The following is a 13,218-nucleotide window of genomic DNA, read 5'->3' on the forward strand; positions in this document are numbered from 1 at the left end:
TGTAGGACGGGAGCCGCCAACTATGCCAGAAGCCGGGCGCGATTGTGCAGTGCGCCAAAGGGCGCGACGATGGTTTCAGATGCACCTATCGGGTGGCCCGGAATGCAGCCGGCGCAGGGCGGTCTGCTACCCTTTTGGGCTTCCCCCGTTCCGTGCCGACGCCATGACCGACCCGCGCCTTTCTTCCCTGCTGCAGGACTGCCCCGGGCTGCGGCTCACGACGGACGCGGGCGACCTGGAGCACTACGGGCGGGACTGGACCCGGCGCTGGGTGCCGTCGCCGCTGGCGATCGCGCTGCCCGGCAGTGTCGAGGAGGTGCAGGCCATCCTGCGCTGGGCGTCGGCGCACCGCGTGGCGGTGGTGCCGTCGGGCGGCCGCACCGGCCTCTCCGGCGGCGCCGTGGCGGCCAACGGCGAGCTGGTCCTGAGCTTGGAGCGCATGAACAAGGCGCTGGCCTTCGATGCAGTGGACCGCACGCTCACGGTGCAGGCGGGCATGGCGCTGGAGGCCGTGCACAACGCGGCACGGGAACACGGGCTGATCTATCCGGTGGATTTCGCCGCGCGCGGCTCGTGTTCGATCGGCGGCAACATCGCCACCAATGCCGGCGGCATCCGGGTGATCCGCTACGGCAACACCCGCGAGTGGATCGCCGGCCTGAAGGTGGTCACCGCCGACGGCCAGCTGCTCGAACTCAACAAGGGCCTGATCAAGAACTCCAGCGGCTATGACTTCCGCCAGCTGCTGATCGCATCGGAGGGCACGCTGGGCGTGATCGTCGAGGCGACGCTCAGGCTTGCCGATCCTCCGCCGGCCAGCAACGTCATGCTGCTGGCGCTGCCGAGTTTCGACGTGCTGATGCAGGTGTTCGCCGCGTTCCGCGACCGCCTGCAGCTGCAGGCCTTCGAGTTCTTCACCGACCGCGCGCTGGCGCATGTACTCGCGCATGGCGCGCAGGCGCCATTCGCCGAGGTGCATCCGTTCTACGTGGTCACCGAGTTCGCCGCCGGCGACGAGGTGCAGGAAGCGGCGGCGATGGCGGCGTTCGAAGCGTGCATGGAGCAGGGCTGGGTCAGCGATGGCGTGGTCAGCCAGAGCGAGGCGCAGGCGGCGCAGTTGTGGCGGCTGCGCGAGGGCATCACCGAAGCGGTGGCGCGCTACAAGCCGTACAAGAATGACGTGTCGGTGCGGATCTCGGCGATGCCCGCCTTCATGGCCGAAACGCAGGCGCTGATCGGCCAGGCCTACCCCCATTTCGACGTGGTGTGGTTCGGCCACATCGGCGACGGCAACCTGCACATCAACGTGCTCAAGCCCGACGCCACCAGCGATGCCGAGTTCCTGACCCAGTGCGAGCATGTAACCAGGCTGCTGGCGCAGGTGCTGGCGCGTTTCGATGGCAGCATTTCGGCCGAGCACGGCATCGGACTGGTCAAGAAGGGCTACCTGGACAGCACCCGCAGCGCGCCCGAGATCGCGCTGATGAAGGCGGTCAAACATGCGTTTGATCCCCAAGGGCTGCTGAATCCGGGCAAGGTGTTCGACCTCTGACGCGCGACAGATCTTCACGCAGCCTATACGCTCTGCGTTTTCCTACCCGAACGACACCCTGATGATGCGTCCGATCCTGCTTCTCGCCGTCCTCGCCCTGCCGCTGTCGGCGCTCGCGTCCAGTTTCGCTGGCAGCTCCGCCGGTTCGGCGTCCGGTGCGTCGTCGGCCGGCTCGTCCAGTTCGAGTGACGACAAGGTCGTGCTGGATGCGCGCGACGATGCCGCGGCGTTTGTCGCCACCGACGGCGCCATCCGTGGCGCCCGCCTGGAAGCGGCACTGCTGCATGTGCGCGAACGCGATGCAACGCAGCGCCAGGTCAGCGACATGGCCCTGGCCAAGGCGCTGCTGGCCCGCTGATGTCCAGCGTGCGCGGTCCGGCCCGTCGCTGGCGTTGGACGGTCCTGACCGCGCTGCTGCTCGCGCCGCTGGCCCAGGCGGCGCTGCAGCTGGACCTCGACCCGCAGGGACTGGACGCCCGGCAGGCGAAGGCGGCCGAACGTGTCCTGGCAGCGGTGCAGGTCCGACTGCCTGCCGACTGGCAGGCCCGCTTTGATGCGCCCGTGCCGGTGCGCTGGTCGGACACGCTGCCGGACCGCGTGCACGGCCGTGCGCGCAACGGCGCGATCACACTGAAGCGTTCGCTGCTCGACGCCGTGGAGGACGGGCAGCCGCTGCCGCGCGCCGTGCAGGCGGCGCTGATCCATGAACTCACCCACGTGCTGGACCGCGCCGATGCCGGTGGCTGGTCGCGCAGCGCGCGCTGGCGCGACCTGGCCGGCTGGCAGCAGCGGCCGTGGCGCTGGGGGCGCACCGGCAATCATTTCAGTGCGCGCAGCCCCGACGCCTACGAGCGCGCCAGCCCGGCCGAGTTCCTGGCGGTGAACGCCGAGCACTATCTGCTGGACCCGGACTATGCGTGCCGACGCCCCGCGCTTCAGGCCTGGTTTGCCGGACACCTGGGGGCCCGCGCCGACGCGCCCGACTGCGACGTGCGGCTGCCGCTGGTGCAGGCCGACGACGCCACGGGGGCGGCATCGCTGCTGGAACTGGACCCCGCGCGCATCTACGCGGTGGACTACCTGCTGGCCGAAGGCAATGACCAGCTGATGAGCCGCTGGGGCCACAGCATGCTGCGGCTGGTCGTGTGCGCCCCCGGCCGTGTGCCTGGACCGGCATGCCGCATGGATCTGTCGTATCACCGCGTGCTGTCGTTCCGTGCGTTCGTGGGTGACGTGCAGATCTCCAGCTGGCGCGGATTGACCGGCTCCTATCCCTCGCGTCTGTTCGTGCTGCCACTGAATCAAGTGGTCAACGAGTACACGCAGCTGGAACTGCGTGGCCTGTCCTCGGTGCCGCTGCGGCTGGACCGCGCGGAGATCGCCACACTGCTCGAACGGGTCGCGCAGGTGCACTGGAGCTATGACGGCCGCTATCTGTTCGTCAGCAACAACTGCGCCGTGGAGACCGGCAAGCTGCTGCAGGAAGGCGTGCCGCGGCTGGCGTCGCCGGGACTCAACCGGATCACGCCACGCGGTCTGCTGACCCGGCTGGAACGGCAGGGTCTGGCAGACCGTTCGGTGCTGGACGACCGTGCGGCGGCCACCCGCAACGGGTACTACTTCGCGTCCGCCCAGACGCATTACCAGCAGCTGTTCGATGTGGCGCGGCAGGAGCTGCCATTGGACACCGATGCGGTCGCGGCGTGGCTGCAGCGCCCGGCGAGTGAGCGCGCCCGCTGGATAGAGCAGGGCGGGCTGCGTGCCACCTCGGCGCTGTTGCTGCTGGAACAGGCTGCCCGCCATCGCGAGGAGCTGCGCGCCCGCGACCGGCTGAAACACACGTTGGGGCGCCCTGGCGAGAGCATCGATGCCGCCCGCGACACCCTGCTTGCGCTGCTCCGCGATACCGGCCAGCTGGTCAGTCCGGCGGCGCTGGTGGACGACGGCGGCTACGGGCTGCCGATGGCGGCCGAGCGCGCCGAGGCGGCCGCCGCCGCCGCACGCATCAGCGCCCGCGGCATCCCGGCGTGGACCGCGCTGCAGCAGCAGATGCGGGCCCGGTTGCCGCCGGCGCAGCAGCGGGAACTGGACACCATCGACGCCAGCCTGGCGCGCCTGGGCGACCGCATGCGCCGGCTGGCGCAGGCCGAGACCGCTACTGGCGCGGCAATGCGATGACGAACCGTGCACCGCCGAGCGCGCTGGCGGTGCACCAGACCTGGCCGCCATGCGCATCGGCGATGGCCTTGACCACGGCCAATCCCAGGCCGCTGCCGCCCCGTTGACGCGAGCGCGAGCCGTCGCCGCGCATGAACGGGTCGAAGATGTGCGCGCTCAGTGTCGGGTCGACGCCCGGGCCTTCGTCGTCGACGGCGATCTCCACGTGGGTGGCGGTGTCGTGCACGGCAATGCGCACGCGTCCCGGCGTGGCGTAGCGGCGGGCGTTCTCCAGCAGCGCCATCAGGGCCTGGCGCACGCGGGTGGGATCGCAGTGCGCCGGGTGCTCGCCGCGTGAGGTTTCCAGCTCCAGCACGAAGCCGCCGGTGCGGAAGCCGGGGTCGACCAGGGTCATCACCGAATGCACCTCCTGGACCACGTCGCTGCGCGCACGGCGCACATCCAGGCGCGCGCTGTCGGCCAGGCTCAGCACGCGCAGGTCTTCGATCAGCCGTGACAGCCCTTCCACCTGTGCCAGCAAACTGCGGAACTGCGCTTCGTCGGGCGCGAACACGCCCTCGGCGAGCCCCTGCAGCCGACCGCGCAGGATGGTCACGGGGGTGCGCAGTTCGTGCGCGATCGCCGCATGCCACATGACCCGGTCGGCATCCATGTTCTGCAGCCGCCGTGCCATCGCGTTGAAGTCGTCCACCAGCAGCGCGACCTCGCCGAGCGAGTGGTGGCTGGCGGCGGCGCGTGCGCCGAGATCGCCATTGGCGAGACGACGGATGCTGTCCACCACCGAATTGAGCGGCCCCAGGATGCGTTGCGACAACCGCACCGAAGCAGCGATCGCCAGTCCGAGCCCGATCAGGGTCACCCCGGCCATCCACACCAGTTCGGGGCCGCTGGGCGCCCAGTTGGCCGGCTCCTCGGTGGCACCCGGATAGAAGGTCACCAGGATGGCGTACAGCACATAGGAGCTGAGGATCACCATCACGATCACCGACAGCGCCATCAGCGACATCGACACCACGATGTGCCGGCTCAGCCCGGACCGGCGCATCAGCGATCCGCCGCCAGGCGGTAGCCGACGCCGCGCACGCTGGCCGGCACGTTCTCCAGGCCGACCTCGTCGAGCTTGCGCCGCAGCTTGCTGACGTGGCTGTCCACCGTGCGTTCCAACGCCTCGCTCTCCGGCAGGCATTCGTGCATCAGTTCGCTGCGGCTGAAGATGCGCAGCGGCGCCAGCGCCATGCAGTGCAGCAGCTTGAACTCGGTCAGCGTCAGCAGCAGTTCGTGGCTGTAGCCGTCGCCTTCCACATGGACCTGGTGGTTCTCCGCATCGATGACCAGGTTGGCCACGCGCAACACGCCGGAGGCGCCGGCCGCGCGCTGGTTGAGCGTACGCCGCAGCACCGCCCGCACCCGCGCGGCCACTTCGGCCGGGTTGAACGGTTTGACCACGTAGTCATCGGCCCCCATGCGCAGCGCGGTCAGCTTGTCCAGGTCCTGGTCAAGCGCGGTCAGCATGATGACCGGGGTATCGCCGCGCTGGCGCAGTGTGTTGAGCACCGTCCAGCCATCCATGCCGGGCATCTGCACATCGAGCAGGATCAGGTCCGGGCGCGCGCTCCGGTGCAGGGCCAGCGCGGCCAGCCCGTCCTGCGCGCGCAGCGTGCGCAGACCTTCACGTTCCAGGTAGGCGGCCACGATGTCGGCGATCTCCGGCTCGTCTTCGACGATCAGGACCAGCGCGTGGAGGGAGCGGTCCCAGCGCGCGGGGCTGGCGCGGGGCGAATCGGTGGCGTGCATGCAGGCAGGGCCGGAAGGTGCTTAGCGCTCCATCGTATCTCCACATTTCCTCCATCGAAACCCCACGTGCTCCACGCAGACTTGGCCATTCATGATTTCAGCCGGTGATCCGGCCCGTGTGCTGCAGATGAAGACCAACAGGATTTGCGCCGCCGCCTGCGCGGCGATCATGGCCGTGACCACGGCCTGCTCCAGGGAAGACGTGCCTGCCGTCGCGGCGCCTGCGGTCACGGTGGCGACGCTGTCGCCGTCGATCGTCCAGCTCGACGATGAGCTGCCCGGCCGGGTGGCCGCGGTACGCACCGCGCAGATCCGCGCGCAGGTGGGCGGGATCGTGCTCAAGCGGTTGTTCGAGCAGGGGGCCGAGGTCAAGGCCGGTACGCCGCTGTTCCAGATCGACCCTGCCGCGTTCCATGCCGAGGTCGACAGCGCGGCGGCGATGCTCCAGCGCAGCGAGGCGACCCTGGCGCGTACCCGCGTGCAGTCCGAACGGCTGCAGTCGCTGGCGGCGGCGCAGGTGGTCAGCCACCAGGCCCGCGACGACGCACGCGCCGAGCATCAGCAGGCGCTTGCCGATGTGGCCCAGGCACGCGCCACGCTCGCACGACGTCGGCTGGATCTGCGCTATGCGACAGTCGATGCGCCCATCGACGGCCGCATCGACCAGGCGCTGGTCACCGAGGGCGCGCTGGTGACCGCCAGCGATGCCACGCCGATGGCGGTGGTGCAGCAGTTGGACCAGGTGTACGTGGATGTGCGGCAGCCGGCCTCGATGCTGGAGAGCATCCAGCGCAGCGTGGTGTCCGGTCAGCTCGACAAGGCCACGGGCCTGCCGGTGACGCTGCTGGGCAGTGGCGGGCAGGCTTACCCGGAGAAGGGCAGGATCCTGTTCTCGGGGATCAACGTGGATGCCGAAACGGGCGACATCGTGCTGCGCATCGTGGTCGACAATCCCGAACGGCGTCTGCTGCCCGGCATGTTCGTGCGCGCCCGGGTGCCACGCGGCGTGCAGCCGGCGGCGCTGCTGCTGCCCCAGCAGGCGGTGCTGCGCAGTACCGGCGGGCAGGCCTACGCATGGGTGATCGGCAAGGATGGCAAAGCGGTGATCCGCACCGTCGAGATCGACGGCCAGGTCGAACGCCAGTACGTGGTCAAGCACGGCCTGCATGCCGGCGAACGCGTGGTGGTGGAAGGCCAGGAGCGCCTGCAGGAAGGCGTGGTGGTCGATGCCAGGCCCTGGAAACACCCACAGACGACGGGCGCGCTGGGCGCGCCCTGATTTCCCCCGGCTGACCCCGTCGGAACAGGCGCGCCAGCGCCTGCCCGATGTGCAAAGGACGTTGCATGCCCCAGTTTTTCATTGATCGCCCGGTATTTGCCTGGGTGTTGGCCATTTTCGTAGTGCTCGCCGGCGTGCTGGCGATTCCCCGGCTGGCCATCGAACGCTATCCGGCAGTTGCGCCGCCCAGCGTGAGCATCTACGCCAGCTACCCCGGCGCAACGCCGCAGACCATGAACGATGCCGTGGTCGGACTGATCGAGCGCGAGCTGTCGGGCGTCAAACACCTGCTGTACTTCTCCTCGTCCACCGACACCTCCGGCGAGGCCACCATTTCGGCGACGTTCCGCCCGGGCACCGACCCGGAACTGGCGCAGGTGGATGTGCAGAACCGGATCAAGGCGATCGAGCCACGGTTGCCGCAGGTGGTGCGGCAGAACGGATTGACGGTGGAAGCGGCCGATTCGGGCTTCCTGATGCTGGTCGGCCTGAAATCGGTGGACGGACGCCTGGACGAGGTGGACCTGAGCGACTACATGGCGCGCAACATCGTTGACGAGCTGCGCCGCATCGACGGGGTCGGCCGCGTGCAGCTGTTCGGTGCCGAGCGCGCGATGCGGATCTGGGTGGACCCGTCGCAGCTCACCGCGTACAGCCTCACGCTGGACGACCTTGCCCAGGCGATCGCCGCGCAGAATGTGCAGATCGCGCCGGGCCGCGTCGGCGACTCGCCCGCGCTGCCGGGCCAGCGGGTGACGATCCCGCTGACGGCCGAGGGCCAGTTGACCACGCCGGCCGCGTTCGCGGCGATCGTGCTGCGCGCCCGTGCCGACGGCGGCACGGTGGTGCTCGGCGACGTGGCGCGGGTCGAACTGGGCGCGCAGAGCTATGCGTGGTCCACCCGCGAGGACGGCGTGCCGGCCACAGCGGCGGCGATCCAGTTGTCGCCGGGCGCCAACGCGGTGCGTACCGCGCGGGCGGTACGGGCGCGCATCGCCGAGCTGGCGCCGACGTTGCCGGCAGGCATGGAGGCGACGGTGCCGTTCGACACCGCCCCATTCGTGGAGATCTCCATCCGCCAGGTGCTGATCACGCTGATCGAGGCGATGGTGCTGGTGTTCGCGGTGATGTACCTGTTCCTGCAGAACATCCGCTACACGCTGATCCCGGCCATCGTGGCGCCGATCGCGCTGCTTGGCACGTTCGCGGTGATGCTGGCGGCAGGCGTGTCGATCAACGTGCTGACCATGTTCGGCATGGTGTTGGCGATCGGCATCATCGTCGACGATGCGATCGTGGTGGTGGAAGGCGTAGAGCGGATCATGGCCGAGGAAGGCCTGCCGCCGCGCGAGGCCACGGCCAAGGCGATGAAGGAGCTGACCGGCGCGGTGATCGGCATCACCCTGGTGCTGACCGCTGTGTTCATTCCGATGGCCTTCGCGGATGGATCGGTCGGCGCGATCTACCGCCAGTTCACGCTGGCGATGTCGGTGTCCATCCTGTTCTCGGCCATCCTCGCCCTGAGCCTGACCCCGGCCCTGTGCGCGACGCTGCTCAGCCCCAGTACCCGCGGCCATCATGGACGCAGCGGTTTCTTCGGGTGGTTCAACTGCGGTGTCGAGCGGATGACGGCCGGCTACCAGCGTCGCGTGGTGCGTATTCTGCAGCGTGGCGGTCGCGGCATGGCCGTGTTCGTCGCGCTGGTGGTTGCCCTTGGCCTGGGGCTGCACCTGGTGCCGGGGGCGTTCCTGCCCGAGGAAGACCAGGGCTATTTCATGACATCGATCCAGCTGCCCGCCGATGCCACCGCCGAGCGCACGCTGGAGGTGGTGAAGCGCTACGAAGCGCACGTCGCCTCGCGTCCGGGGATCGCCTCCAACCAGTCGATCATGGGCTACAGCTTCGCCGGCTCCGGCCCCAACGCGGCGCTGGCCTACACCATGCTCAAGGACTGGAGCGCCCGCAATGGTGCCAGCGCGGGCGACGAAGTGCAGCGTGCGCAGGCGGCGATGGCTGCCGCGCCCGAGGGGCAGATCATGAGCGTGATGCCACCGGCGATCGACAGCCTGGGTACGTCATCGGGCTTCGAGCTGCGGCTGCAGGCGCGTGCCGGTCAGGACCACGCGCAGCTGCAGGCGGCGCTGCAGCACCTGCTGGCGCTGGCGGCGAAAAGCCCGCTGCTGCGCGATGTGCATGCCGAGGGATTGCCGGCTGGCAGTACCGTGCGGCTGGAGATCGATCGCCACAAGGCCGAAGCGATGGGCGTGGGCTTCACCCGCATCAGCGACACGCTGTCGGCGGCGCTGGGCTCGCAGTACGTCAACGACTTCCCCAATGCCGGGCGCATGCAGCAGGTGATCGTGCAGGCCGACGCGCCGCACCGGATGCAGGTGGAGGATGTGCTGGCGCTGCACGTGCGCAACGCCACGGGGGGCATGGTGGCGTTGTCCGAAGTGGTCACGCCGGTATGGTCGCAGACGCCGCTGCAGTTGGAGCGCTATCAGGGGTTTCCGGCACTCAGTGTGTCCGGCAACGCCGCGCCTGGCACCTCCAGCGGCCAGGCGATGGCCGAAATGGAGCGGCTGGCCCGGCAGCTGCCGGCCGGCTTCGCGCTGGCATGGACGGGCCAGTCGTTGCAGGAGCAGGCATCGGGCGCACAGGCACCGTGGCTGCTGGTGCTGTCGATGCTGGTGGTGTTCCTGGTGCTGGCGGCGTTGTACGAAAGCTGGTCGATTCCGGCGGCGGTGATGCTGGTGGTGCCGCTGGGGCTGCTGGGCGCGGTTGCGGCGGTGCTGCTGCGCGGCCTGCCCAATGATGTGTTCTTCAAGGTAGGCATGATCACAGTGATCGGCCTGTCGGCCAAGAACGCGATCCTGATCGTGGAGTTCGCCCGCCAGCTGCAGCAGCAGGGGCGCGGCGTGGTCGAGGCGGCAGTGGAAGCGGCGCGGCTGCGGCTACGACCGATTCTGATGACCTCGCTGGCGTTCGCGCTGGGCGTGGTGCCGCTGATGCTGGCCTCCGGTGCATCGGCGGAGACCCAGCATGCGATTGGCACGGGCGTGTTCGGCGGCATGCTGACGGGCACCGTGCTGGCCGTGTTCTTCGTGCCGCTGTTCTATGTGCTGGTGCAGGGCATGCGCCGCTGGCGCTGGCCGTGGCGACGACACCGGGGAGGGTGAGATGACTGTGGATGGGATCGAGCAGCGCACCGCGCGGGCCGAAGCCGGGCTGCGCCACGCACTGCTGGCGCAGGATGTCGAGGCGGCGCGGCAGTGGCTGTCGCCGTCGCTGTTCTTCACCGATGCGGCGGGCCACTGGCAGAGCGCGCATCCCTGCCTGGAGGCGTGGGCCGCGCGTCGCCTGCGGGTGGTGGCGATCGAGCAGAGCGCCATCGAGTATCTGGCCTGCGGACAGTTGCTGCTCGCTGCCAGCGACGTGTCCCTGACCTGCATTGCCGACGGTGGCGAGCAGCTGCGTCGCCTGCGGCTGCTGCGGGTGTGGGCCCGCTGTTCATCGCCTGCCGGTGTCCACCTGCTCTCGGTGGGGATGCTGCCGGCCCGCGACACCTGAGTGCGTGGGGTCCGGCGAGTCACCGCCGCTTCACCTCCCCCGGGTGGGGGCGCGCTAGCATCGGGTGTTGAGTGGAACAACTGCAAGGAGTCGAACATGCGTGCACCCCAGGGACTGTTGAGTGTGGCCATCGTGCTCGGACTGGCGGCCTGCCAGCCGGCGCAGCAGACACCGGCGGGCACGGTCGATCCCGCAGCGGGCAGCACCGATGCGCCGCCGGCCGCGACCGCAACCACCGATGCGCGCACCTATGCCTTCCAGTGCGGTGATCTTGCAGTGCGGGCGACCTACAGGGGCGAGGATGCGGCGACCGTGGTCGCCGGCGAGCGGACGTTCGCGATGTCGTCCCAGCCTGCGGCGTCCGGCGCAAAGTACGGCGACGGCGAGGGCAACGTGTTCTGGACCAAGGGCACCACCGAGGGCGTCCTGTCGCTGAAGGGCGAGGCGGATCGCAACTGCACCGGCCCGGGCGGGGAAGACGCTGTGCCGGCGCCGCCGTCGACCGCAGCGACCGGCATGGTGTTCCGCGCCACCGGCAACGAACCGGGCTGGCTGGCCGTGGTGGCCGATGGCGCCTCGCCGCATCTGCGGGTGGAAACCGACTACGGGCAGCGCACCTTCGAGATCGCCACGCCCACGCAGGGCAGGGATGGCTGGTCGGGCAAGGCGGCCGATGGGACCGACATCAAACTTACCTTCCAGCGCACCGTGTGCCAGGACGACATGAGCGGCCAGGCCTTCGGTGCCACCGCGATGCTGACGGTAGGCGCGCGCCAGTACCACGGCTGTGGCGACTTCGCCGGCGCTCCGTCGCTGGCGGCGCGGCCCTGACCGGCACCGGTCTCAGCGGGAAATGCCGGGCGGGCAGTCGTCCGGCGGCACGCCGGTGAGCAGGTCGTAGCGCCGGCCCACGTCGAGAAGAAGGAGGCGGACGCTGCAGTCGTCACCGTGGGCGTCCAACAGGCCGGCGAACAGGCGTTCGCGTCCGTTGCAGAAGGCTTCTGCGGCAGCGGCCAGTTCTCTGCCACGGGCCTCGTCATAGGCCTCTTCGCCAGCAACGTGCTGGCAGGTGTTCTCGCGCTCGAGAAAGGCGCGCGCGTCTGCTGGCAGCGCGCAGTACACGCGGATGTCGTTGAGGTCGTAGACCGTCTCGGGAATGTCGCATCCGGCCTCGGCGCGGGCGCGATCCAGTTGTTCGCGGCTGTCGGGCATGCCGGACGCATCGCCACCGATGGTGGCGCCGGCGCTGTCCGGTGCCCGGTCGAGATCAGGCACGGCATCGGTTGGCAGTGGCACGTGGGCTGCTGTCGCCACCTCGTCCGCGGGTCGCGTCTCCACCACCGCGTCGGCACCTTCGTCGGCGCTGTCCACCGCCCGCGGCGCGCACGCCGCAAGCAGGGACAGGCAGGCAGTCAGAACGAGGCGTTCAGTCCGCACGGCCGGCGAATTCACCGGTGGTGGTGTTGACCAGCACGCGTTCGCCGTTGGCAATGTACTCCGGCACCATGATCTCGATACCGGTGTTGAGCTTGGCCGGCTTCGGGCGCTTGGTGGCGGTGCCACCCTTGAGCTCCGGCGGCGTTTCGATCACTTCCAGCACCACGCTGGTGGGCAACTGCACGGCCACCGGCGTTTCGTCGATCACCTGCACGTAGATGCCGCTCAGGCCATCGGTGATGTAACCGGCGTCATCGCCGATGACATCGGCATCGAGGGTGTAGGGGGTGTAGTCCTCGTCGTCCAGGAACACGAACGCGTCGCCGTCCTTGTACGAATAGGTGGACTGGCGGCGCAGCAGCTCGACTTCGGGCAGGTTGTCGTCGGCATCGAAGCTGGCGTCGAGCTTGTTGCCGCCCGGCACGCTGTACATGATGAAGCGGAAGCGCACATTGCCGCCGCGGCCCTGCGGCGAGCTGCGTTCGATGTCGCGGATCTGGTAGACGCCGTTGTTGTATTCGACGACGTTGCCTTTCTTGATGTCGTTGGCTTTCATGGGAGTGACGGTCGGTTCGTGGAGGTGTCGGGCGCCCGCGAGGACGCCCGGAGGGTGGCGCGGATGTTACTTGGGTGCCAGGCGCACCGCACCATCGAGGCGGATGGTTTCGCCGTTGAGGTAGGTATTGCCGAGGATATGGCCGACCAGGCCGGCGAAATCCTCCGGCTTGCCCAGGCGCGGCGGGAACGGGATCGACGCGGCCAGCGATTCCTGTACGGCCGGCGGCATGCCGTCGACCATCGGGGTCCAGAAGATGCCCGGCGCGATGGTCATCACGCGGATGCCGAAGCGCGACAGCTCGCGCGCCATCGGCAGGGTCATGCCGACCACGCCGCCCTTGGAGGCAGCATAGGCGGCCTGGCCGATCTGGCCTTCGTAGGCGGCCACGCTGGCGGTGTTGATGATCACGCCGCGCTCGCCGTCGTCGCCGGCGGGATTGTGCTGCATGCGGTTGGCGGCGGCCTTGGCGACGTTGAAGCTGCCGACCAGGTTGACCATCACAGTGCCCTGGAAGTTGGCCAGCGGCATCGGCGCTTCCTTGCCCAGCACGCGGCCGGCGCCGAGGATGCCGGCGCAGTTGATCGCCACGTTCAGCCCGCCGAGGAAGTCGTGGGCGGCATCGATATTGGCCACCACGGCGGCTTCGTCGCTGACGTTGGTGGTGAGGTAGCGCGCATGGGCGTCGCCGAGTTCGGCAACGGCGGCCGCGCCCTTGTCGTCGTTGAGGTCGAACAGGGCCACCTTGCCGCCGTGGGCGACCAGGTGACGGGCCACGGACAGGCCCAGGCCGGAAACGCCGCCGGTGATGACGGCGCGGACGGAAGACAGCTGCATTGCGCGTACCTGTGG

General features: G+C 69.3%; 12 protein-coding genes. 7 read left to right on the top strand and 5 right to left on the bottom strand.

Annotated features, from left to right (window positions below):
* The first annotated feature begins 163 nt into the window (after window positions 1-163).
* The 3 genes from ACPEH8_RS03550 to ACPEH8_RS03560 all read left to right on the top strand — a co-directional run bounded on the left by ACPEH8_RS03550 (window position 164) and on the right by ACPEH8_RS03560 (window position 3,730).
* Window positions 164-1,552: an FAD-binding oxidoreductase gene (locus tag ACPEH8_RS03550; RefSeq protein WP_017355454.1), complete on the top strand. Its 1,389-nt coding sequence runs from the start codon at window positions 164-166 to the stop codon at window positions 1,550-1,552.
* Window positions 1,553-1,613: 61 nt separating this feature from the next.
* Window positions 1,614-1,910, top strand: coding sequence for a DUF2388 domain-containing protein (locus tag ACPEH8_RS03555; RefSeq protein WP_017355453.1), 297 nt, complete (start codon window positions 1,614-1,616; stop codon window positions 1,908-1,910).
* The gene (locus tag ACPEH8_RS03560; protein WP_153164208.1) at window positions 1,910-3,730 is read left to right on the top strand and encodes a DUF4105 domain-containing protein; all 1,821 of its coding nucleotides are present in this window, start codon (window positions 1,910-1,912) and stop codon (window positions 3,728-3,730) included. The genes ACPEH8_RS03555 and ACPEH8_RS03560 overlap by 1 nt, the downstream gene beginning before the upstream one ends.
* On the opposite strand, the gene ACPEH8_RS03565 is transcribed toward ACPEH8_RS03560, so the two are convergent.
* Window positions 3,708-4,775 carry an ATP-binding protein gene (locus ACPEH8_RS03565; protein ID WP_153164206.1) on the bottom strand — a complete coding sequence of 356 codons (1,068 nt, stop codon included), beginning with the start codon at window positions 4,773-4,775 and terminating at the stop codon, window positions 3,708-3,710. The genes ACPEH8_RS03560 and ACPEH8_RS03565 overlap by 23 nt on opposite strands.
* Window positions 4,775-5,524, bottom strand: coding sequence for a response regulator (locus ACPEH8_RS03570; protein ID WP_017357425.1), 750 nt, complete (start codon window positions 5,522-5,524; stop codon window positions 4,775-4,777). Before ACPEH8_RS03570 ends, ACPEH8_RS03565 begins: the two co-directional genes overlap by 1 nt.
* A 127-nt stretch (window positions 5,525-5,651) precedes the next feature.
* Between ACPEH8_RS03570 and ACPEH8_RS03575 the strand changes: the two genes are divergently transcribed.
* The 4 genes from ACPEH8_RS03575 (at window position 5,652) to ACPEH8_RS03590 (ending at window position 11,204) form a co-directional block, all read left to right on the top strand.
* On the top strand, window positions 5,652-6,803 hold the full coding sequence (locus ACPEH8_RS03575) for an efflux RND transporter periplasmic adaptor subunit (protein WP_026071000.1): 1,152 nt from the start codon (window positions 5,652-5,654) through the stop codon (window positions 6,801-6,803).
* Window positions 6,804-6,868: 65 nt separating this feature from the next.
* Complete coding sequence (locus ACPEH8_RS03580; protein ID WP_423666053.1) at window positions 6,869-9,982, top strand: multidrug efflux RND transporter permease subunit; 3,114 nt, start codon at window positions 6,869-6,871, stop codon at window positions 9,980-9,982.
* A 1-nt stretch (window position 9,983) separates the two neighbouring features.
* Complete coding sequence (locus ACPEH8_RS03585; protein ID WP_166472931.1) at window positions 9,984-10,373, top strand: nuclear transport factor 2 family protein; 390 nt, start codon at window positions 9,984-9,986, stop codon at window positions 10,371-10,373.
* 96 nt (window positions 10,374-10,469) lie between these two features.
* Window positions 10,470-11,204, top strand: a complete 735-nt coding sequence (locus tag ACPEH8_RS03590; protein ID WP_026070960.1) for a COG3650 family protein — start codon at window positions 10,470-10,472, stop codon at window positions 11,202-11,204.
* 12 nt (window positions 11,205-11,216) lie between these two features.
* Here the strand turns inward: ACPEH8_RS03590 and ACPEH8_RS03595 are convergent, their stop codons facing one another.
* The 3 genes from ACPEH8_RS03595 to ACPEH8_RS03605 form a co-directional block, all read right to left on the bottom strand.
* Window positions 11,217-11,825 carry a hypothetical protein gene (locus ACPEH8_RS03595; RefSeq protein ID WP_037591675.1) on the bottom strand — a complete coding sequence of 203 codons (609 nt, stop codon included), beginning with the start codon at window positions 11,823-11,825 and terminating at the stop codon, window positions 11,217-11,219.
* The gene (gene yeiP, locus ACPEH8_RS03600; RefSeq protein ID WP_017357253.1) at window positions 11,800-12,366 is read right to left on the bottom strand and encodes an elongation factor P-like protein YeiP; all 567 of its coding nucleotides are present in this window, start codon (window positions 12,364-12,366) and stop codon (window positions 11,800-11,802) included. The genes ACPEH8_RS03595 and yeiP overlap by 26 nt, the downstream gene beginning before the upstream one ends.
* Before the next feature lie 66 nt (window positions 12,367-12,432).
* Window positions 12,433-13,203, bottom strand: a complete 771-nt coding sequence (locus tag ACPEH8_RS03605; protein ID WP_423666055.1) for an SDR family NAD(P)-dependent oxidoreductase — start codon at window positions 13,201-13,203, stop codon at window positions 12,433-12,435.
* Between the last annotated feature and the right edge of the window lie 15 nt (window positions 13,204-13,218).

It is taken from the genome of Stenotrophomonas sp. NPDC077461 (assembly GCF_049545475.1).
Taxonomy (GTDB): Bacteria; Pseudomonadota; Gammaproteobacteria; order Xanthomonadales; family Xanthomonadaceae; genus Stenotrophomonas; species Stenotrophomonas nematodicola.